Consider the following 22,868-nt stretch of genomic DNA (forward strand, 5'->3'; position numbering starts at 1 on the left):
ACTAATTAAATTTAATAATAGAACCGTTGCTTATTAAAAAAAGATTATTTTCATTTATAAATGGCTGCAAAATTTTACTTCCTGAAACTTTTACTACATTCAAGATGTTACCTTCATTACTATTTACAATAATTAATTTTCCGTCACTATTAGTTAAATATATTTTATTCAAAGCTACGATAAAACCAGTAGGTTTTATTTGGTTTCTTTTTTTATCTTTATAGTTTTTATATAAATCGTTAATTCTTATTATATTCCCTGATTTTTTGTCAATAATATATAAATATCCTTTTTCAGATATGGTTATTATAAGTTTGCCAATAACAACAGGTTTAAGATCTGAGCTAATCTCAGTTTTCCAATTAATTAATCCTGTAGCACTATCAATAGAATAAAATTCATTTTTATTATTAGAGAAAAATATTGTGTTTTCATTGATAACTAATTCTGAATTAGATAATTGAAATGCATTTTGACTAATATTATTATTTTGTGTGGGTAGTTGCCACACCAGTTGACCAGATTTTATATCTACCGCTGTGATGTCTCCAATTGAATTATTAAAATAAATATTTTTATCATCGAGCACAATTGATATTTGGGTATTTGATTTTGTTAAAGACTCTTCAGTTTTTAAATTCCATATTTCTGATCCATCCTTTATTGATATTGATCTTAGAATATTTTTGTAATCCACCACATAAAAAACATCATTTTTTATTTTAATGTTAGAGTTAAAAGGAACTATGTTTGTTTTTGTCCATAATAGCTCTCCTGTATCAATATTAATTGCATAATATTTTGCCACATCATCAGTTACAATTAATATATTGTTTTTTAATGCAAAATTTAGTCTTGGCCTAATTTTTTTTTCACTTTTATTGTAAAAATTATTTTTCCATAAAGTTTTTTGGTTTTCATCGTAAAGAGTTATTTCACCTTTGTTGTCATAAAAAACTAAATTATTATTATAAAATAAAGGGCTGGGACTTATAAAATCAAAATCATTAAATTTAGAAAAGTTATATTTTCCAATTTTTTCTAAGACCCCTTCATAAGTTAGTTCGCCAGTATCATTTTGATCATTCAAGCTGTTTTGATTTAGCTTGCCATTTGATATTTTAACATAAAGATTTGAATTAAATTCATCTTCAGGTCTTATTTGTTTGGTTAAAATAGTTTTGTTATTTTCAATTTGCTGTTGATTTTTGTCATCTTTGTTCCAAAAACCTGCTTTTTTACTAGTTGAGCAGTTGTTTAAAATTAAGAGGATTAGGACTGATAATAGTACTTTATTCACCAAGGTCTCTGTTTAGTCTCTTTTGTGACTCAGTTTTAATTGTGCCGTTAGCATTAGGTAAAATTATAATTTGGTTAAAAAATTCTTTAGCTTTTTGTTTTTCATCTTTTGAATAAAAAAATTCTGCAAGTAAGTATAATGCATGGGACTTCCAGATACTTTCAGAATTAATTACTGGATTAAGTATTTTCAATAATTCATTTTCACTAACAAAGTCTGAATTAAATAATGCTTTTTTATATATAATCAAATTCTTAATTTCATTATCAAGTTTTGTATTTTCAATTAACTCATTAAATAATATATTTATCTCATCATTGTTCTCTAATAAATTATTGTCTAGTAGATGGTATAAAGCTAATGGAGAATAAGTTGCATCATTACTTTTTACAACATTAACCATTTCATCAATTGTTTTTTGTTTATTTTCAGGATTAAGATCTATTAGTGCTAAGTTGTATTGATTAGCTAATTTAATTTTATTTTTTTCTTTAGAATTTTCAAATGATAGATAGCCAATTATAATTACTAATATTATTGAAATAATTATTATAAGTTTTTTTTTATTATTTATAAAAAAATTCTTTATTCTCTCATTTCTTGCGTTTGTATCTATGATTGTAATTTCTTCGTCCATTTCTATATCATATTCCTTAATACATACTGAAGTATTCCACCATTTTTATAATACTCTAATTCGTTTTTAGTGTCTATTCTACATAGCGTTTTGATCTTTTTAATGTCTCCCGAGGCATATTTTATTTCAACTTGAACATGATCTGATGCATTTATACCCTCTTCAATTTGAAGTACTGTTATCAACTCTGAACCAATTAATTTTAAGTTTACCCTATCGTGTCCTTCGGTAAATTGTAGAGGTAAAACACCCATTCCAATTAAATTAGATCTATGAATTCTTTCAAAACTTTCTGCTATTACAACTTTAACACCTAATAGTTTTGTTCCTTTGGCGGCCCAATCTCTTGACGATCCTGTTCCATATTCTTTTCCACCTATAACAACAAGGTCTGTGCCTCTTTTTTTATATTCCTCTACAGCATTATAAACTGGCATTACTTTTTCTTCTGGATATAATTTTGTAAACCCACCTTCTGTTCCTGGTGCCATTTCATTTCTTATTCTAATATTTGCAAAAGTTCCTCTCATCATTACCTCATGGTTTCCTCTTCTTGATCCATAAGAGTTATAATCTGTTGGAAGTATTTGATGTTCCATAAAATACTCACCTGTTGGGCTTTCTTTTTGAATATTTCCTGCTGGAGAAATATGATCAGTTGTAACCATATCCCCTAAAATCAAAAGTGGTCTTGCATCTTTAATAGGTTTAAAACCCTCAGGTTGATCAGATAAATTTTCAAAAAATGGCGGTTTCTTTACATAAGTTGAACTTGAATCCCAATTGTAAATACTGGTATTTTCAGTTTTAATTTCTTGCCACTGTTTAGGGCCTTCTGAAACATTTGAATATCTTTTAACAAACATCTCTGCATTTAGAGATTCTCTTAATGTGTCTTCAATTTCCTTATTAGATGGCCAAATATCTTTTAAAAATACATCTTTACCATCTTTACTTTTTCCTAAAGGCTCTTTGTATAAATCAAATTCCATGTGACCAGCAAGTGCATAAGCTACTACAAGTGGTGGTGATGCTAAGTAATTAGCTTTTATATGTGGAGAAATTCTTCCTTCAAAATTTCTATTTCCAGATAAAACTGACACAGCGTAGATGTTTTCCTTGTCTATTGCTTTAACAATTTCCTCTGGTAAAGGGCCTGAATTTCCTATACAAGTCGTGCAACCATATCCAACTAAATTAAAACCAAGTTTATCTAAAAATACATTCAGTCCTGCTTTTGCTAAATAATCTGTAACTACTTGTGAGCCTGGTGCTAATGATGTTTTAACCCAAGGTTTGGTTTCTAAACCAAGTTCAACAGCTTTTTTTGCTAATAACCCAGCTCCAATTAATACATTTGGATTTGATGTATTAGTGCATGAAGTTATAGCTGCAATTAATATTGAACCGTCTTTAATTTCATAATCTGTTCCTGATACTTTTGAAACATTGTGTTTTTTTCTATTAGTTGCATCTTCAAAAACTTTTTTAAATCCAGTAGATGCATCTGTTAATAAAACTTTGTCCTGAGGTCTTTTAGGTCCTGAAATTGTCGGAACAACTGTAGACATGTCTAATGATAAAGCATCTGTAAATTCAACTTGATCATTTGCCCACAAACCTTGTTCTTTTGCATATTTCTCAACTATGTTTACTGTATTCTCATCTCTTCCTGAAAATCTTAAATATTTTAATGTCTCTTCATCAATTGGGAAAAAGCCACATGTTGCACCATACTCTGGTGCCATATTTGCAATTGTTGCTCTATCAGCAAGAGTTAAATTCTTTAAACCTTCTCCATAAAATTCAACAAATTTTCCAACAACCCCTTTATCTCTTAACATTTTTACAACCGTTAAAACTAAATCTGTTGCAGTCGTGCCTTCTGGCATTTTATTTTTAACTTCAAATCCAATTACTTCAGGAATTAGCATAGAAATTGGCTGACCTAGCATTCCAGCTTCTGCTTCAATTCCACCAACACCCCATCCAAGAACAGATAAGCCATTAACCATAGTAGTATGACTGTCAGTACCAACTAACGTGTCAGGGAACAAATAATCCTCATCCTGAAATTTTTCAGACCAGACTACTTTCGATAAATATTCTAAATTTACTTGATGACAAATTCCAGTTCCAGGAGGAACAATTCTAAAGTTATTAAATGCTTGTTGACCCCATTTTAAGAAGGAGTATCTCTCACCGTTTCTTTTAAATTCAATATCAACATTTTTTTCAAAAGAATCTTTATTTGCTGATTTATCTACTTGAACCGAATGATCAATTACAAGATCAACTGCAGAAAGTGGATTGATTGTATTGGGATCTTTATTTTTTTCTTTAACAGCTTCTCTCATGGCTGCAAGGTCAGCAACTGCTGGTATTCCCGTATAATCCTGTAACAAAACTCTAGCTGGCCTATAAGCTATTTCAGTCAATGATTTTTTTGTTTTTAACCATTCTTTAATTGCTTCTATTTGGCTTTTAGTAACTGATAAATCATCTTCGTATCTTAATAAATTTTCTAATAAGACTTTTAGGGATTTTGGAAGTTTTGAAATTCCATCTAAACCATTTTTTTCTGCTTCTGATAATGAATAATATTTGTATTCAGTATCATTTATACTGATAGATTTTAATGAGTTATATGAATTTTTATTCCCTGGTTTCATTTAGTTTTTAGATGTAGAACCCTATTATACAAACGATAAGTAGCAATGACATAGCATAATTAAATCGTTTAATAAAATTATTATTTGTGGCAAATTTCCTTAAAAACTTACCTAAAAATGTCCATGAAGTGATACTTAAAAATGCTGTTATACTACAAACTGTAATTACCCAAATAGAGTGATTCAAATAATTTTCTCCTTGTTCTACAAAATTTGAACTCAATGTAACTCCCGCCATTACTCCTTTTGGATTTATAAACTGAAAAATAAATTTATCTAAAAACTTTACTGGATTTTCTGTTCTTCCATCTGAAGAAATTTTTGAAAATGAAATTTTATAAGCTAGATAAATTAAAAAGATTGTTCCAAGAACTCTGATAATTTCCTGAATGATTGGATAATTTTTGAAAGTTGATATTAAAACAAAATTAATTAATATAATTAAAGCTGTATAACCAAAACCAACCCCTAAGATTAATGGTAAAGTTTTTCTGATACCAAAATTAAACCCTGAGTAAGCTGCAACAGCATTATTGGGTCCTGGTGTAAAACCTAAAGATAAAGAAATTCCTATTAGCAATAATAATTCTGGATGCATAAAAAATTAAGCTATTGGAAGACCGTTTTCAGATACTTGAGATGGATGAAGTAATATGACCTTACCCTCTTTATCAATTGAACCTAAGATAAGAACTTGTGAAACAATTCCTGCAATATTTTTCTCAGGAAAGTTACAAATACCCACAACCTGTTTTCCTTTTAAATTTTCCTCATTATAATAATGGGTAATTTGAGCTGAAGACTGTTTAATTCCAATTTCTTTACCAAAATCTACTTCAATAACTAAAGAAGGTTTACGTGCTTTTTCATTTTTTTTTACAGAGATTACAGTTCCAACTCTAATATCTATTTTATCAAAGTCATCATAGGTGATTTGTTCTTTCATATATTTAATATATAATGGTTGATAAATATGAGTACAGAAAATAATTCAGAGCTATTGTATAATAATTCAGTTCAAATTTTAACTGACTTAATAGCTTTTAAAACTATTTCAGGAGAAGATAATAGCTCATTAATTGATTATTGTGATGGTATCTTAAAAAAATTAGGTGCTACCTCTTTTAGAACTTATGATGATGAAAAGAAAAGAGTGAACTTATTCGCTACTCTAAAAGCTAAAAATTCAAATAAAAAAAAACCAATTATATTATCAGGCCATACTGATGTTGTTCCAGTTTCAAAAGGCTGGAGCTCTGATCCATTTATAGCAACTATTAAAGGTGATAAATTATACGGTAGAGGTTCATGTGATATGAAAGGTTTTATTGCATGCACTTTAGCTTATGCTCCTATTTACTCTAAATCAAATTTAGATAGAGACATTCATTTCTCATTTACATTTGATGAAGAAACTGCATGTCAAGGTGCTCCTATACTAATAGAGGAATTAAAAAAAAGAGATATTAAAGATGGTATTTGTATTATTGGTGAACCAACTAATATGAAAATTATTGATGCTCATAAGGGATGTTATGAATATACAACTTATTTTAAAGGTTTAGCGGGACATAGTTCGGCACCCCATAAAGGTGTAAGCGCTGTTGAATATGCATCGAGATATGTAAATAAATTAATTGAGCTTAGAGAGAAGCTTAAAAGTAAAGCACCAAAAGACTCTATTTTTGACCCACCACACTCTACCCTTTCTATTGGTGGTGTGTTTGGTGGTATTGCTCACAATGTAATAGCAGACAAATGTCATGTTAATTGGGAAACTCGACCAGTTGTTAAAGAAGATGGGATATTTTTAAATCAAGAAATCGACAAGTATGCAAATGAGGTGTTATTACCTGAAATGAAAAAAGTTTTTCCTAATGCCTCAATTGAAAAAGATATTATTGGTGAAATAGTTGGGTTTGATAGACAAGATAAGTCAGATGCTTGTGAATTAATTTCGAGTTTAACAGGTGATAATTCTAGGCAAGTTGTTTCATTTGGAACAGAGGCTGGATTATTTCAAGAAATTGGGATTAGCACAGTGGTTTGTGGTCCAGGATCAATTGAACAAGCTCATAAAATTGATGAGTTCATTGTTTTGGATGAGCTTAAAAAATGTTTAAACTTACTTGATGGTATCAAAGCAGAATCTGTTTCAAATTAATAAATTGTTAAACAATACAAAGTAAATTATAATTTTTTATGTCTAAAAAAGATCCAAGAGATATGATTGGGTATGGTTCCAGAGATCAAAAGATTAAATGGCCTAATAATGCACGTATTGCTGTTCAAATAGTTTTGAATTATGAAGAAGGTGCTGAAAATTGTGTTCTAAATGGTGACAATAACTCAGAAATTTTCTTATCAGAAATCATTGGTGCTCAGCCTATAAAAGGTAGACATATAAATATGGAGTCTCTCTATGAGTACGGTTCAAGAGCAGGATTTTGGAGACTGCATAAACTATTTCAAGAAAAAAAAATTCCTATAACAGTTTTTGGAGTCGGTATGGCTTTAGAAAAAAATCCTGAAGTTTGTAATGCTATAATAGAAGCTAATTATGAGGTTGCATCTCATGGGTGGAGATGGATTGACTATCAAAATATTAAAAAAACAGATGAAAAAAAACATATGAAACTTGCCATTCAAGCTCATACAAAAATTTTTGGGGAAAGACCTCGTGGTTGGTATACTGGTAGATGTAGCCCCAATACTAGAGACCTGGTTATGGAAGATGGCGGTTTTTTATATGACAGTGATTCTTATAGTGACGACTTGCCATACTGGGAAACTAGAAATAAGAAAAAACAATTAATTATTCCTTATACTCTAGATAACAACGATATGCGATTTGCTACCAATCAAGGGTTTAATACAGGTGATCATTTTTTTTCTTATCTAAAAGATAGCTTTGATGTTTTATATGAGGAAGGAAAAACAAACCCTAAAATGATGTCAGTAGGATTACACTGTAGATTAATTGGAAGACCTGGAAGGGTTCAATCTTTAAAGAAATTTCTAGATTATATTCTTAAACATGAGGACGTATGGATATGTAAAAGAATTGATATAGCCAAACATTGGATTAAAAACTATTCTTAATAATGTCAAAAAAAATTATTTTTACAAATGGTCTTATCGATTTAGCTCAACCTAGATTGGGAACTAAGGTTATATTCAAAACTGATGATTTTTTTGCTTCAGCAAATAGAATTATTAGTCCTTTACCAGCAATTTTTAAAGATGGATTGTTTGATAAAAATGGTAAATGGATGGATGGATGGGAATCTAGAAGAAAAAGAACTAAAGGGCATGATTATATAATTTTAAAATTAGGAAAACCTGGTTCTATTAAAAAAGTTGATGTTGATACATCACATTTTAATGGAAATCAGCCAGCAATGATTTCTATTGAAGGAACAAGCTCAAGTTCAAATAAAATAAGTCAATTAAAGTGGGAACCATTACTTTCTAAGAAAAAAACTAAAGCCAATAGCCATCACTTCTTTACTACAAATAGTAAAAAAAAATTTACACATATAAAATTTAATATTTTTCCTGATGGTGGGGTTGCTCGATTGAGGTTATTTGGCTCAATTGCTAAATCTAATAAATTGAAAAATAAAAAAACAAATCTTGCATCACTATTAGATGGTGCCTCTGTTATTGCTTGTAACAATGAACACTTTGGTAAGGCTGAAAATATTTTAGCCCCTGGTAAAGCTAAAAATATGGGAGATGGATGGGAAACAAGGAGAAGACGTGGCCCAGGATTTGATTGGCTAATATTAAATTCTTTAGATGGAAAAGAAATTGATAAAATTGAAATTTCTACTCATCACTTTAAAGGTAACTTTCCAAGCTATTGCTCTTTACAAGCTGCTTATTTACCAACAATAAAAGGCTCTATACAAATTGTAAATTCTTCAGTCAAATGGAAGTATTTATTAAAAGATGCAAAATTATCCTCTAACAAAGTACATATTTTTAAAAATAACCTAATGAAAAAAGATAAAATTAATTTTATAAAAATTAATATTTTTCCGGATGGTGGGATATCTCGATTTAGAATATATGGAAAAAATGTATGACTAACTTAACAATCAAACCCAAACCTATTAATAAAGAAAATTTTAAAAAGTTTGGAGATATGATCACAACAGATGATATCAAGCCTTTAGAAATAAATGATGGTTACGCAAAACGATATGATGGAATTGCTAACCTGGATGCAAAGAAAGATGGTGGAGAGTCTATAATTAGTATTTTTTCAGCTTTAAAAAGACTTTTTCCTATGAAGGTTGATATGATGGAAAAACATCCACTTGGTAGCCAAGCCTTTATACCAATGAAAGAAACAACATTTTTAGCTTTTGTTGCTCCTGAAGGTGATAAACCTGATTTAAATAAAGTAGAGGCTTTTATTATTCCAAACGGAATTGGAGTCAATTATAATGCTGGCATTTGGCATTTTCCTTTAATTGCAACTGAGGATATGAATTTTTTGGTTGTTGATAGAAAAGGTGAAGGTGACAATCTAGTTCTTCATGATTTGAATAAAGAAAATATCACTTTAGAATTTAAAATATAAAAAAAGCCCACCAATGAATTGATGGGCTTTAAGTTATAACTTTACTTATCTTTTTGATATAGCTAGATGAACTACGGCACCTAATGATGCTCCAATTATCCATGCATATCCCCCGCCGCCGCCTAAGTTAGCGAAGAAATCACCTAAACCTAAAATTAAAATGTTTGGCCAAACAGTACCAACAGCGATGTAACCTGAAAGTACCCACGCTAACATTCCTTTAGTATTAAAGCCACCACTGTAATGATATTTAGCTTTTGGACTATCATCAAATAATGCATCCACATCTAATTTTTCATCTTTAATGATATAATAATCAACCATCATAATACCAAATACAGGTGCAAGAATTGCTCCTAGTGTATTAACAAATGGAAATAGACCCATTTGTGTAATAACAGCAACCCACATACCACCAATGATAAAACCAAAACCAGCAGTAATTAATCCACCAGTTTTGAAATTTATTTTATCTGGCATTAAATTGGCCAAGTCATATGCTGGAGGTATAAAGTTCGCAACCATATTAATACCAACTGTCGCTGCAAAAAATGCGAATGCAGCAATAATTGTTAATCCTAAGTTGTCTACTTTAGCTACCATCTCAGTTGGGCTTGCAACATATTCGCCAAAAATTGCGATTGTTCCACCTGTGATCATTAAAGTAATAAAAGAGAATAAGATCACGTTACCTACTAATCCCCATAGGTTTCCTTTTCTCATTTCATCTTCATTTTTAACAAATCTAGCAAAGTCACCAAAATTGATTACTACGGCAGCAAAATATCCAACCATAATACCAAATACAGCTATGAATGCCCCAAATGATCCTAAGCCTTCAAAACCACCAGTTCGTTCTCCTCCAGAAAATATAGTTCCTACTTCTGAAAAAAGTCCTCCACCAGCTTTAGCCCATATAACCAACATTAAAACAATCATTACCGCATAAACAGCTGGTCCAGCAAAGTTTAAGAATTTTTTGATAAGATCAACACCTTGCCAAAATAAATAAACTTGGAATGCTGAAACAAATATAAATGAAACCCACATTACACCTGTCATGCCAAGAAGCATAACTTCACCTTCCATTCCTGTAATTCCAGTAATTAAAAGCGCTACAGCTGTTGATGCCGCATAAGTTTGTGCTCCATACCAAAACATTGCAACAAGACCTCTGGCCATTGCTGGAAAGTTAGCTCCAAATACACCCATACTAACACGGGCAAAAACTGGATATGGTATTCCATGTTTTACACTTGGTTTACCTGAAAGGTTTACTAGCCACATGATAAAAAATCCTGCAAGAATTAATGCAGCAAATACAGCCCAACCATTCAGTCCTGATGCTAAAAACAATGATGCTGCCAAAGTATAACCAAATAAACTTTGAACATCATTAGCCCACACGTTAAAGATTTCAAACCATCCCCAATTTTTCTTACTACTTGGAGTTGGAGCCAAATCTGAATTGTAGAGTTTTGACGATCTACCCATTTTATTTCTCCCTATTATTTTTGTTACTCTTACTAACTATTAAAAAGCTATGGTAACGATTAGTGCGACATTATGGATTATAAATGTTGTGTCAAAGAATAAAAACATACAACCTTAAGTTTGTAAAATTAACCAATAAAAATAAGGATTATTTAATTTTTAAAAACCTATAATGAACATTAAGTGTGAACTAATTAATCGTTCCAACCACTTACTACTTTAACTTCTAAGTATTCTTCTAAGCCTAATTTACCTGCTTCACGACCAATACCTGAATGTTTATATCCACCAAAAGGAGCATCGGGTGCTAAGCCTGCACCATTAATATCAACCATTCCTGATCTTAATTTTCTAGCAACACGATTAGCTTTTTCTTGATCTTGAGTTTGAATGAAGTTTAACAATCCATAGGGAGTGTCATTGGCAATAGCGATAGCCTCTTCTTCAGTTTCAAAGGGTATAATTGATAAAACAGGTCCAAATATTTCTGTTCTTGCAATTTGCATTTGATTATTAACATCTGCAAAAGCAGTAGGTTTAACAAAATATCCTTTATCAAGTCCATCTGGTTTGCCAGTTCCACCAGCAACTAGTTTAGCGCCTTCATCAATGCCTACTTGAATTAAAGCTTGGATTTTATCAAATTGAGCTTTTGAAACAACAGGTCCAATATGATCACCTTCTTTTGTTGCAATATCAACTTTCATTGAATTAGCAAAATTTTTTACTCTTTCAACAGTTTCATCATAAATAGATTTTTCAACTAACATTCTTGTTGGTGCATTACAAGATTGCCCTGAATTTCTAAAACATCTTAGAGCACCTCTTTCAACAGCTTCGGCATCAGCATCTTTAAATATAATATTTGCCCCTTTTCCACCAAGTTCAAGACTAACTCTCTTAAAATCATTTGCTGCATTTTGAGAAATTAAAGCACCTGCTCTAGTAGATCCTGTAAATGAAACCATATTTACATCAGGATGACTTGTTAATGCATTTCCAGTAACTGCTCCATCTCCATTAACTAAATTGAATACACCTTTTGGTAATTTAATTTCATCTATCATCTCTGCTAAAATCATTGATGATAATGGGGCTATTTCAGATGGCTTAAGTACCATTGTACATCCTGCAGCAATTGCTGGAATAACCTTTAAACAAGTTTGGTTCATTGGCCAGTTCCATGGAGTAATTAATGCACAAACTCCTTTTGGTTCGTGTAAAATGTTATTATTAAGTGCATGCTCTCCTAACTTTGCTTCAAACGTATATTCTTTTAAAACTTTTATATAAGATTTTATATGGCTAGCTCCAGTTCCTGCTTGTAATTGTGTCGAAAAATCAATTGGTGCTCCCATTTCAAGAGTTATAGCCTTAGCCATATCAGCCCATCTCTTTTTATAAACAGCATATAAAGCTTCTAAATATTTTAATCTTTCTTCTTTTGTTGAAAATGCCCATGTTTCAAAAGCTTTAGTTGCTGCACTTACTGCATCGTTTACATCTTCTACTCCACCTAAAGATATAACAGCACACTCTTCTTCTGTTGAGGGATCTGTTACTTTGAAGTCATTTGGTTTTTTTGGAGAAACCCATTCACCATTAATGTAAAATTTTTTCTTATCTAGCATTTTGAGAAACTATCCTTTCTTTATGATTTTGCAAATAAATTTGTTAGTTCGTAAACAATAGTTGCTGCAGCTAACGAAGTGACTTCGGCATGATCATATGCTGGAGAAACTTCGACCACATCAGCAGAAACAAGATTTAAACCAGACAGACCTCTTAAAACATTGACCATTTCTCTTGTAGTCATTCCAGCAATTTCAGGAGTACCTGTACCTGGGGCAAAAGCTGGATCTAAAACATCTATATCAATAGACAAATAAAGTGGATTATTACCGACTCTTTTTTTAATTCTTTCTGCAATTTTATCTGTACCTTGTGTTTGAAACTCATCGCAGTGAATAATTTTAAAACCAAATTCTTCATCATTTTTAATATCATCCCTACTATAAAGAGGACCTCTAATTCCAACATGCATTGAAGCATCATCTAAAAATAAACCTTCTTCTCTTGCTCTTCTAAAAGGAGTTCCATGTGTATAAGGAGCTCCAAAATATGTATCCCAAGTATCTAAATGTGCATCAAAATGCACTAAGGCAACTGGTCCATTACATTTTTTATTGATTGCTCTTAATAAAGGTACTGCAATTGTATGATCACCACCTAGACTAATTATACCACCAACTTTATTTAATAAATCTGTTGCACCAGTTTCAATCTGTTTTATCGATTCATCAATGCTAAATGGATTACAAGTGATATCACCAGCATCAGCAACTTGCTGCACCTTAAAAGGCTCAACATCATAACTTGGATGATAATTAGTTCTTAAATGTCTTGAAGCCTGTCTAATACTCATTGGACCAAATCTTGCTCCTGGTCTGTAACTAGTTCCAGCATCAAATGGAATTCCAACAATTGCTACATCACAACTTTCAACATCTCTCAATTCTGGCAACCTTGCAAATGTAGATGGGCCAGCAAATCTTGGAACTTTAGTTCCACTAACAGGTTGAATTGGGTTTTTATTTCTTTCTTTTTTCATTTATAAATAAAATGTACCACATTCTTTAATAATGGAATATCTTCTATCTTTATAATTATGAACCTAATAAGAGCCGTTTTACTATTAATAATCTTTATTACACCAGTAAAAGCTAACACTATCTATAATCTCATCAAAATACCTAATTTAGAGATTTATGAAATAAATACTAAAAATAAACTTAAGTATTTTTATGCTGTCAGACCCTTTAGACTAGGTACTCAAAAAAATATTGTTTGTTCAAATCCAAATAAAAAAGATTTGGATGCAAAATATAAAATTATTCATAAAAATCTTAGTAGATATTCTTATGATTATTTAAAAAAAATTAATCTGAAATATATTGTTATGTGTAAAAATTTATCTATCTCAGAATTGTATACAGCTGGCATTCCAGATAATGTAATGAAAACATTAATACTAGATATTAAATTTAATGAAAACTACTTTGAAAGAGTAATCCATCATGAAGTTTTTCATGTAATACATCTTCAACATAAAGAGGTTTTTAATGAAGAAGAGTGGATTAAATTTAATAATTCTAACTTTAAATATGCTGAATGTTCTACATGTACAGAAAATATAGGGTTAGAACAATACAAAGAAACGAAAGGTTTTTTTACAGAATACTCTAAATCAACAGCCTCAGAGGATATGGCGGAAGTTTACTCACACATGATATTTTTAAAGGAAAAAGAAATTAATCAAATTCGTAAATTAGATCCTATTTTAAATAATAAAATTTCATATATTGAAAATAAAATAAAAGAAATAGATAATTCTTTTACTTACTAATGATAAAAAAAATTAAAGCTTCTAAATCAGAAAAACTTATTTTTATTTTTTTAATCCTATTAGCTATCACAACTTTCTGCACATATTTTATAGTTAAGAATAAATGTTTATTTGTCAAAAATATTGATCCAAAGAATATTACTTTTAAAAATCCAAATAATATCGCAGTTTTAAATGCACCTTGTGGAAATGTAATTATAGAACTTTACCCTAATATTTCACCTAATGCTGTTCAAAGATTTGTAACTTTAATTAGATCTAACGCTTATGAGAATATTGCTTTTCATAGAGTAATTGAAAATAAACTTATCCAGGCTGGTGACCTAGAGTTTGGAAAAAAAGGAAATTTAGATTATGGAAAAATTGGAACTGGAAAATCAGGTTTAGGTACAATTAAATCGGAAATTGATAATGATTTTAATTATACCAAAGGTAGTGTCGGATTAGCTCGAACATTTAAGAATGATACTGAAGACAGTCAATTTTTTATAATTCTACAGGATGAACCATTATTTGAAGGCGAATATACACCGGTTGGAAAAGTTCTTTATGGTTTAGAAGTATTGAAAAAAATAAAATCTGATAAACGCTCAGAGTATATATTAAGACCAGATTTTATTAATTCCTTTAAAATGCTTAATTAACAATGAATAAAATTTCAGGTTGAACCCATTTTAGTCACTCTATAACTATTATTATTAATTGAAAATTGATGAGATACGTTTGTGAAAAATGTCCTAAAAAATACAATTAGGAAAAAAATTAATTTAAGTAAAAAAAAATTAATTGAACAACCCTTAAAAATTTTAAAAAAGATTAATATAGAAAAATTAACAAAATTCACATCATCTTCTCTAATAGAAAAATACAATAATTTCAAAGAAAGAGCCAAACAAAAAGAACTGCATAGAATTAAATTAATAAAAGAAGAAAAAATTAAAGAATTAAAAAAAGAAAAGTTAGAACAAGAAAAACAAAAAAATGAAGAAATAAGGTTAATTAAACAAAATGAATTAAATCTAATAAAGGAAGAAAAACAAAGAATAGCTAATGAAGAAAAACTGAAAGAAAAAATTATAAAACAACAGCAACAGATTGAAAGAAAAAAAATTAAACTTGAATCTCAAAGAATTAAAGCTGAAGAGCAAAAACTAAGAGATGAAGAAGAGGAAAAAGAAAGACAAGATGATTTAAAAATAAAAGAAGAAAAACTAAAATTAGAATTTTTTGAAAAGCAAAGAATAAGACAAGAGCAACAAAAAGCTAAAATTGAAAATGATAAATTAATGGCTCTTGAGAAACAAAAAGCCCGTGAAGCTAAACAGAAAATAAAAGATGAAGAAGAAAGATTAAAAAATATTGAGATTGATAAACAAAAAAAAAATATGCAAAAGTTAATTGAAGAAGAACATAAATTAAATTATCAAAAACAAAAACTTGAAGAAATTGAACAAAGTATCAAAAAAATTGAAATTGAAAGAATAAGAGAAAAAGAAATAAAAATATTAAAAGAAGCTGATGAGTTAAGAGAAAAAGAAAAACAACTTAGACTAAAAGAACAATTAGAAATAGAAGAACTTAACGAATTAAGATTAAATGAACTCAATCAAAGAAAAATCCAGGAAGAATTACAACTAAAAGAAGAAAAAATAAGATTAGAAAATTTAAGAGAACAAAAAATAATTCAAGCTAGAATTCTCGAAGAAAAAAGAATTAAAGATGAAGAAGAGAGAATAAAAGAGTGGGAAAGGAAATTTGATGAGGAGCAAATAGCAAAAGAAGAAGAATTGATTAAAAAGTTTAATGACCAATTAATTAAAGAAAAAGAACAAAGTGAAAAGATAATAGAATTTAAAAAAGAAGAAGTAATAGAAGAAAAAAAAGAAGAAATATTAGAAAACGAGGTAAAGAAAGAAGAAGATGATAGATATTAGTTAATTAAAGGCTTTCCTGTTGCTAGTGTGTGTTTAATACGGTCTTGAGTTTCTTTTGTCTCTATTAATCTCATGAAAGCATCTAATTCTAATTTAAATAAATCATCTTCTGATAAAGTTTTATCTATAGTTGTATCTCCTCCACTCAAAACATGAGCCAGTTCTTTTGCAACAGTAACACCGTGATCACGAATTATTTTTTCATTATAAAGATTTTCTATAATTTTATTCATTTCTATTAAAATTTCTTTTCCTGGTAATTTAAATTCAGTCTCTGTTGGAGTTTTAAATTCTTTATTGTCGTCTAAGATCTTTTTTGAAACTTCTAGTAAACTATTTCTATTCATTATTTTTTTATCTTCTGGTCTTAAGTATTTTAATGGTTCTGCCTCAATTGGTGAAGTTGCTGTTTTTCCATAACCAATAATATCAAATACTTTAAGTGGTGCATAATGAGGGTCTTTTTTAGCCTCGTCTGTATCAAGCCATCTTGCCAACATTTCCTTACATCCACCTCCAGCTGGTATCAGTCCAACTATTGTTTCCACTAATCCAACTACAATATTTGTATGTGAAGCAACAAAATTACTTTGGACCATTACTTCAAATCCACCTCCAAGAGTTAAACCTGATGGTGCAGATATCACCGGGTGATTAGAATACTTAAGATGCTTGCAGGTTTCTTGAAAATATCTAATAAATTTTTCTATGGATTTAAAATCATTTTTGTTCGCAAAATCCATTGTATAACTCAAGTTTACTCCAGCAGAAAACTGCATGCTTTCATTTATTATAATCAAAGGTTTGTCTGTGGCTTTTTTTAAAGCATCCATTGAATCGTAATCTAGAGCATTTGCTTTAGTGGTAAACTCAACAATATTATAATCATTAAATCTATATATCTGTGCTGAACTGTTTCCATCTACACTTAATGCTTTCTTTTTAGCTTTTCCAAACGTTTCAATGTCAGTGTATTTTTGTCTAGATCCATAAAAATCTTGATTTCTATTTTTAGATAAATTTTCTAAAAAAGCATTTCCCTTAAAGTCGTCTATTTTACCAAAAAAAGTTTCAACTCCGATTTCTTCTAACATTTCAAATGGACCTTTAGTCCAATTAAAACCTAATCTCATTGCTTCATCAATATCATTGAAATCTTTTGTAATTGATGGAACTAAAGAAGAAGCATATTTGATAATCTTAGAAATAACAGACCAAGCATACTCACCATACTTATCCTCTCTAGAAATTAATTCTTTAAGGTCTATTTTGTCTGATTTAATATTAATTTTTTTACTTGCAGAGTATTCTCCAGTTTCAAGATTAATTGCTTCCATAACCTTAACTTCACCAGTTTTATTAACTCTATAAAATCCGCCCTTGCCTTTTCGACCGGTATATCCTGTTTCAATTAATTTTTTTACTAAAGGAATTTCTTTTGCAACTACTTGAAAAGGGTCATTTTCTGATAATTCTTTAATAAAACTTTTTAAAACATCGGCCATTAAATCAATACCAATTAAGTCATAAAGACCAAACACACCTGTTTTTGGTATACCCATTGGTCTTCCAAAAATTGCATCAGCTTCTTCTATGCTAAGTTTCATTTTAAAAGCTTCAGTCATTGCAACTTGCATTGCAAAAACACCTATTCTATTTCCTAAAAAGCCTGGCGTGTCATTACAAATAATTGCACCTTTTCCAAGTTCTGTTTCACAAAAAGCTTTTAGAGAGTTTATTTTATCTAAATCATTATTTTCATTTTTAACTATCTCTAATAATCCCATGTATCTGACTGGATTAAAAAAGTGAGTAATGCAAAAATCTTTTTTTTCTTCCTCTGATAAGTGTTGAGATAATATTTTGATAGGTATGGATGAAGTGTTTGAAGATACTATCGCACCTTTTTTTCTTTCTTTGAATATTTTTTTATAGATATCATGTTTAATATCTATTCTTTCAACAACAGCTTCTACTACCCAGTCAGCTTCTTTTACTTCATCAAAATTATCTAAAATGTTTCCTACTTTAATGTTTTTTATTTTGGACTTATCTAACAAAAGTGGTGGTCTCGATTTGTAAATTTTATCACGTGCTTGCTCACTTATTTCAGTTTTTAAATCCAATAAAGTTACTGGAATATTTGCATTACACAAATGTGCTGCAATTCCGCTACCCATAGTTCCTGAACCTATAACTACTACTTTTTTAATTTCCATAAGATTTAAAAATTGAAGAATTGTTTATAATAAAAAAAATGATCTTAGTAAATCAATTACCTATTAATTCCTCTTAGTCTTTCAGACCTTCTTCTTAAAAGTTCTGCACTAACAAGAATTAATGTGGACATTATAATTAAACAAGTTGCCACTGCCATTATTGTTGGGCTTAGCTGTTCCCTTAGACCAACCCACATTTGAATTGGAATAGTAGTGTTTTCAAGTCCTGCTAAGAATAACACAACAACAACTTCATCAAATGAAGTTACAAAGGCAAATAATGCACCAGAAATAACACCAGGTAAAATTAATGGTAATGTTATTTTCATAAAAGTATTAACTGGATTACTACCCAAACTTGATGCAGCACGTGTTACACTATGATCAAAACCTGTTAAAGTTGCTGTAACTGTAATAACTACAAACGGTGTACCCAAAATAATATGAGATAAAATTATTCCTGTATGTGTTGCAGCTAAACCTACTTTTGCCATAAAGAAGAATATTGCTGTTCCTGAGATAATTAATGGCACAATCATTGGAGATATTAATAAAGCCATGAACGCTGCTTTGTAAGGCATATGTCTACTACTTAAACCTAATGCTGCAACTGTTCCAAGAATTGTTGAGCCAATGGTTGCAAAGAAAGCAATGATGATACTATTTTTTGCTGCAAGTCCCCAAGGATTTTTAGTTCCATATATCATGTCTTCATACCATCTTAACGAAAATGCGTCTGGGTCAAGTGCTATCATTCCTTTAGAAAAATGAATGTATTGCTCGGCATTAAATGAAAGGGGTAAGATTATAAACAATGGTGCAATTAAAAAGAAAAATACTAATGCACAAATCGTTAAATATGTGTAGTGCCAAACTCTATAATTCCATGATGTATAATTTGGTAATGACATAATTTATCCTAATTTAATATTATCTATCCCCACTAATTTATTATAGATCCAGTAAATAGTTAATACACCAACCAGCAGCATTGTTCCTAATGCAGCAGCAAAAGACCAATCTAAAGAACTTTTCATATGATAGGCAATTGTATTACTAATCAATGATCCACTTGCTCCTCCAACTAATGCAGGAGTTATATAATAACCTATTGCTAAAATAAAAACTAACAAGGATCCAGCACCTATTCCTGGAACTGTTAATGGAAAATATATTTTTCTAAATGCTACAAATGGTGTTCCACCCAAAGATTTTCCAGCTCTCATTAAGCTTGGAGATATCGTTTTCATTACACTATAAAGCGGTAAAACCATAAATGGCAATAAGATTTGAGTCATAGCAACAAAGGTTCCAATTACATTATACATTAGTTCTGGTCTGGCATCGTTTGCTGCGAGTCCGAGCCATACAATCAAGTCATTAATTGGGCCTTGTTGCTGAAGTAAAACCATCCAACTTGAGGTTCTAACTAAAAGTGATGTCCAGAATGGAAGAAGTACACATATCATCAGTAAATTACTGTATTTCATGGGTAATGTAGCCAATAAGTATGAAATTGGATAAGCAAGTAAGAAACAGAATATAGTTACCCAAAATGCAACTTTAACCGTTCTTAACCAAAGTATTTTATGAATTCTTCTATCTTCATCTTGTTGAATTATATTTCTATCTTGATCAAACTTTAGATCAACACCTTTTAAATATTTTGCATATGACCAGTTTGGAGCCGTATTTTTTAAAGCTACTAAGTACTCATTTTGACCCCATCTCTTATGAACTTTAATAAACTGCTCTTTATAATTACCTTCTTCAAATTTTCCAAGTTTTCTAACTGTTTTTTTTATTAAGCTACTAAATCCACCTTTTTCATAATTCAGTCTTGCTATAATTTTACCGTAAGTTTTATTTTTTTTTAGATAAGCCAAATCTTCATAGATTGCTGCATAAACTGGTTCTTCGGGAAGCTCTTTACCATCCCATTTTTCAATTGCTTCAAATGTATTTGGAAGCATTTTAGTAATCATACGATCATCAACACTTCTAAATAACATGTCACCTATTGGAAATACGTATGTAATTATAAGAAATAAAAATAATGGAGCTACAAGCATAACTGCTTTTAGTTTATTTTTTCTTTCAGCTTTCTTTAAACTAAGCTCTAAGGGTATTCCGTCTGATGATAATATTTTTTCTGTACTCATATTTAAAATTCTTAAAAAAAAAGGGCGGTTATTTTATAACCGCCCTAATATTTTATAACAAAAACTTAATCTATAAAACTAAATTATAGACCAGCTTTCATTGCTTCCCATTTTTCACCGATTTCATCTTGGTTATCTGCCCAGAAATCAGGGTTCATAAGAATGTATCTTTTTGTGTTAGCAGGTGCTGTTGGCATATGTGGTACCATACTTGTTTTACCATCTTTAAACCAAGGCTCTCCAGCTTCCATAACAGCAATTGAAGATTTTCTCCAAGGTGCGTATGCAATATACTTAGCACTTCCAGCTAAACCTTCTGAGCTAGTCATTTCTCTAAGTACTTTCATAGCGCTACCGTCAGCATAACCTGGACCATCTTTAACTAATGCAAAATATTCATAGTCAAGAATTTGTCCATCCCATACTTGTACAAGTGGAGTTCCTTCCATTTGCGCATTAAAGAATCTACCGTTCCAACCAGTTGCCATTACTACTTCACCGTTAGCAAGTAATTCAGGCGGTTGAGCTCCAGCATTCCAGAATACACATCCACCATTTGGATCAGTACATAAAGCTTTAAGTTTATTCATAGCTCTATCAATACCACCGTCAGCATCAAGTTTTCTGTAAGTTAAGTCAGAACCTTTACCAGGGTTTACACCGTCTGCAGTGATAGCAATCTCTAAGTTAGACATTGCACCTTTGTAAATTGCTCTTTTTCCAGGAAATTTAGCAGTGTTAAAAAAGTCTTTTAAAGTAGTAGGCTTTTTAGCACCGATTGTTGCATCGTTATAAGCATAGTTCCAAGAGTACAGAATGTTTCCAACTGCACATTTTGAAGGCATGCTTGTAAAGAAGTCCTGACTTGCAGGTGTTCCATCTGGAGCAGGTGCAAAGTCTTTATCAAAATCGAATTCATGGAAAATTCCTTCGTCACATCCAACGATAGTGTCTTTTGCGTAAACATCGATGATGTCCCAAGTGATTTTTCCAGCTTCTTTTTGAGCTTTAATCTCTGATAATCCACCTGTGTAGTCTACCCAGTTTACAGGTATACCTAATTTAGCAGCAGTAGGATCACCATACCCTAATTTTTGACTTTCAGTATAAGCACCACCCCAAGACACTACAGTAACTGCAAATGCTGAAGTCGTGATAGAAAGTACAAAAGATAGAGCAAGTAATAATTTACTTAATTTTTTCATTTTCTCTCCTATTTAACGTTAACGTTTGTTATTTTATAAAGTGAAAGTAAAACAATATAGGATACTTTAGTCAACAGCCAATTATGGCTAATTTGCCTTTATTTTATTTAAGTTTTTTAGGGATTTTTTTAAGATTATTTTGGATCTAAAGCTCTGCAATCAATACTGTTCCAACCAATATTAAGCATATTACCTTTTTTTAGATCTAATCTTGCAGTGCTATTTGGTACTTTAAGAATGAATTCTTTATTTCCCAACAAATCAACTCTTAGTCTAGTGTGATCACCGTGATAAATTATTTCTTCAATTTTACCTTTATGATTATTATCCATTTTATCTGTAGGATCTATAATTGCTCTTTCGGGTCTTAGTGAAACTTTAGTCTTATCCCCTTTTGCTTTAACAGCAACTGGATTTGCTAAAATTTCTGTGCCATTTTCTAATTTAACTTTACATTTATCTCCTGAAATATCTAAAACTTGACCTGAAAATTTATTATTTTCTCCAATGAACTCAGCAACAAACGAATTAACTGGTTTTTCATACAATTCATCAGGACTTGATAGTTGCTGAACTTTACCATCATTGAAAACTGCAATACGGTTTGACATTGTTAATGCTTCCGTTTGATCGTGTGTAACATACACAACTGTTACACCAATACTTTCGTGAATATGTTTAATTTCATATTGCATGCTTTCTCTTAAATTTTTATCTAATGCTCCAAGTGGTTCATCCATTAATACCACTTGTGGATCAAAAACTAATGATCTTGCAACAGCAACACGCTGTTGTTGTCCACCTGATAATTGCATCGGCATTCTTGCTTCAAAACCATGAAGTGAAACCATGGATAAAGCTTTATCTATTTTTTTATCAGCTTCATCTTTTGGAATTTTTCTAACTCTTAATGGAAAAGCTAAATTTTCATAAACAGTCATGTGTGGAAATAAAGCATAGTTCTGGAATACCATTCCTATTCCTCTTTTGTGAGGTGGAATATTTGAAATAACCTTACCATCTAAATAAATTTCTCCATGAGTTGGTGTTTCAAAACCAGCCAGCATCATAAGACAAGTTGTTTTACCAGAACCAGAGGGTCCTAGCATAGTTACAAATTCACCTTCTTCAATGTCTAGATTTAATCCTTTAACGACCAATACTTTGCCATCATAGCTCTTGTCTACATTGTCAAATTTTACAAATTCTTTGTTTTTAGTCATATTTTCTAAATGGATTTAAAACATT

20 protein-coding genes are annotated in these 22,868 nt (G+C 30.5%); 7 read left to right on the forward strand and 13 right to left on the reverse strand.

Going from position 1 to position 22,868, the window contains the following annotated elements:
• Position 1: 1 nt before the first annotated feature.
• Genes AC5SLW_RS04565 through AC5SLW_RS04585 form a run of 5 tightly spaced genes read right to left on the reverse strand, consistent with a single transcriptional unit; the run spans position 2 to position 5,555 of the window.
• Positions 2 to 1,300, reverse strand: coding sequence for a PQQ-binding-like beta-propeller repeat protein (locus AC5SLW_RS04565; RefSeq protein WP_006997965.1), 1,299 nt, complete (start codon positions 1,298 to 1,300; stop codon positions 2 to 4).
• On the reverse strand, positions 1,293 to 1,937 hold the full coding sequence (locus AC5SLW_RS04570; RefSeq protein WP_006997964.1) for a hypothetical protein: 645 nt from the start codon (positions 1,935 to 1,937) through the stop codon (positions 1,293 to 1,295). The genes AC5SLW_RS04565 and AC5SLW_RS04570 overlap by 8 nt, the downstream gene beginning before the upstream one ends.
• 2 nt (positions 1,938 to 1,939) lie before the next feature.
• Positions 1,940 to 4,609 (reverse strand): aconitate hydratase AcnA, encoded by a 2,670-nt coding sequence (gene acnA / locus AC5SLW_RS04575; RefSeq protein ID WP_006997963.1) that lies wholly within the window; start codon positions 4,607 to 4,609, stop codon positions 1,940 to 1,942.
• A 7-nt stretch (positions 4,610 to 4,616) separates the two neighbouring features.
• Complete coding sequence (locus tag AC5SLW_RS04580; RefSeq protein ID WP_006997962.1) at positions 4,617 to 5,207, reverse strand: LysE family translocator; 591 nt, start codon at positions 5,205 to 5,207, stop codon at positions 4,617 to 4,619.
• Between the two features lie 6 nt (positions 5,208 to 5,213).
• Positions 5,214 to 5,555 (reverse strand): tRNA-binding protein, encoded by a 342-nt coding sequence (locus AC5SLW_RS04585; protein ID WP_006997961.1) that lies wholly within the window; start codon positions 5,553 to 5,555, stop codon positions 5,214 to 5,216.
• Positions 5,556 to 5,582: 27 nt separating this feature from the next.
• Between AC5SLW_RS04585 and argE the strand changes: the two genes are divergently transcribed.
• Genes argE through AC5SLW_RS04605 form a run of 4 tightly spaced genes read left to right on the forward strand, consistent with a single transcriptional unit; the run spans position 5,583 to position 9,200 of the window.
• Positions 5,583 to 6,773, forward strand: coding sequence for an acetylornithine deacetylase (gene argE / locus AC5SLW_RS04590; RefSeq protein ID WP_018414305.1), 1,191 nt, complete (start codon positions 5,583 to 5,585; stop codon positions 6,771 to 6,773).
• Between the two features lie 38 nt (positions 6,774 to 6,811).
• On the forward strand, positions 6,812 to 7,711 hold the full coding sequence (puuE, locus tag AC5SLW_RS04595) for an allantoinase PuuE (protein ID WP_006997959.1): 900 nt from the start codon (positions 6,812 to 6,814) through the stop codon (positions 7,709 to 7,711).
• Positions 7,712 to 7,713: 2 nt separating this feature from the next.
• Positions 7,714 to 8,700 carry an allantoicase gene (alc, locus tag AC5SLW_RS04600; RefSeq protein ID WP_006997958.1) on the forward strand — a complete coding sequence of 329 codons (987 nt, stop codon included), beginning with the start codon at positions 7,714 to 7,716 and terminating at the stop codon, positions 8,698 to 8,700.
• The gene (locus tag AC5SLW_RS04605; RefSeq protein WP_006997957.1) at positions 8,697 to 9,200 is read left to right on the forward strand and encodes an ureidoglycolate lyase; all 504 of its coding nucleotides are present in this window, start codon (positions 8,697 to 8,699) and stop codon (positions 9,198 to 9,200) included. Before alc ends, AC5SLW_RS04605 begins: the two co-directional genes overlap by 4 nt.
• Before the next feature lie 45 nt (positions 9,201 to 9,245).
• On the opposite strand, the gene AC5SLW_RS04610 is transcribed toward AC5SLW_RS04605, so the two are convergent.
• From AC5SLW_RS04610 to speB, 3 genes are all read right to left on the reverse strand, one after another.
• Complete coding sequence (locus AC5SLW_RS04610) at positions 9,246 to 10,694, reverse strand: NCS1 family nucleobase:cation symporter-1 (RefSeq protein WP_006997956.1); 1,449 nt, start codon at positions 10,692 to 10,694, stop codon at positions 9,246 to 9,248.
• A 194-nt stretch (positions 10,695 to 10,888) separates the two neighbouring features.
• The gene (locus tag AC5SLW_RS04615; protein WP_006997955.1) at positions 10,889 to 12,325 is read right to left on the reverse strand and encodes an aldehyde dehydrogenase family protein; all 1,437 of its coding nucleotides are present in this window, start codon (positions 12,323 to 12,325) and stop codon (positions 10,889 to 10,891) included.
• Between the two features lie 20 nt (positions 12,326 to 12,345).
• Positions 12,346 to 13,305: an agmatinase gene (speB, locus tag AC5SLW_RS04620; RefSeq protein ID WP_006997954.1), complete on the reverse strand. Its 960-nt coding sequence runs from the start codon at positions 13,303 to 13,305 to the stop codon at positions 12,346 to 12,348.
• A gap of 57 nt (positions 13,306 to 13,362) precedes the next feature.
• On the opposite strand from speB, the gene AC5SLW_RS04625 reads away from it, so the two are divergent.
• From AC5SLW_RS04625 to AC5SLW_RS04635, 3 genes are all read left to right on the forward strand, one after another.
• Positions 13,363 to 14,100, forward strand: coding sequence for a putative zinc-binding metallopeptidase (locus AC5SLW_RS04625; RefSeq protein WP_494574740.1), 738 nt, complete (start codon positions 13,363 to 13,365; stop codon positions 14,098 to 14,100).
• A complete protein-coding gene (locus tag AC5SLW_RS04630) occupies positions 14,100 to 14,744 on the forward strand; it encodes a peptidylprolyl isomerase (RefSeq protein WP_011282314.1) in 645 nt (214 codons plus the stop codon). Before AC5SLW_RS04625 ends, AC5SLW_RS04630 begins: the two co-directional genes overlap by 1 nt.
• An 81-nt stretch (positions 14,745 to 14,825) precedes the next feature.
• Positions 14,826 to 16,034, forward strand: coding sequence for a coiled-coil domain-containing protein (locus AC5SLW_RS04635; protein ID WP_018414307.1), 1,209 nt, complete (start codon positions 14,826 to 14,828; stop codon positions 16,032 to 16,034).
• Here the strand turns inward: AC5SLW_RS04635 and AC5SLW_RS04640 are convergent.
• The 5 genes from AC5SLW_RS04640 to AC5SLW_RS04660 form a co-directional block, all read right to left on the reverse strand.
• Positions 16,031 to 18,253 carry a 3-hydroxyacyl-CoA dehydrogenase/enoyl-CoA hydratase family protein gene (locus tag AC5SLW_RS04640; protein WP_494574742.1) on the reverse strand — a complete coding sequence of 741 codons (2,223 nt, stop codon included), beginning with the start codon at positions 18,251 to 18,253 and terminating at the stop codon, positions 16,031 to 16,033. The genes AC5SLW_RS04635 and AC5SLW_RS04640 overlap by 4 nt on opposite strands.
• A 56-nt stretch (positions 18,254 to 18,309) precedes the next feature.
• Positions 18,310 to 19,164 carry an ABC transporter permease gene (locus AC5SLW_RS04645; RefSeq protein ID WP_018414309.1) on the reverse strand — a complete coding sequence of 285 codons (855 nt, stop codon included), beginning with the start codon at positions 19,162 to 19,164 and terminating at the stop codon, positions 18,310 to 18,312.
• A 3-nt stretch (positions 19,165 to 19,167) separates the two neighbouring features.
• The gene (locus tag AC5SLW_RS04650; RefSeq protein WP_018414310.1) at positions 19,168 to 20,415 is read right to left on the reverse strand and encodes an ABC transporter permease; all 1,248 of its coding nucleotides are present in this window, start codon (positions 20,413 to 20,415) and stop codon (positions 19,168 to 19,170) included.
• An 83-nt stretch (positions 20,416 to 20,498) separates the two neighbouring features.
• On the reverse strand, positions 20,499 to 21,620 hold the full coding sequence (locus AC5SLW_RS04655; protein WP_018414311.1) for an extracellular solute-binding protein: 1,122 nt from the start codon (positions 21,618 to 21,620) through the stop codon (positions 20,499 to 20,501).
• A gap of 134 nt (positions 21,621 to 21,754) precedes the next feature.
• Positions 21,755 to 22,843 (reverse strand): ABC transporter ATP-binding protein, encoded by a 1,089-nt coding sequence (locus AC5SLW_RS04660; RefSeq protein WP_018414312.1) that lies wholly within the window; start codon positions 22,841 to 22,843, stop codon positions 21,755 to 21,757.
• Between the last annotated feature and the right edge of the window lie 25 nt (positions 22,844 to 22,868).

It is taken from the genome of Candidatus Pelagibacter sp. PS_40, assembly GCF_059417765.1.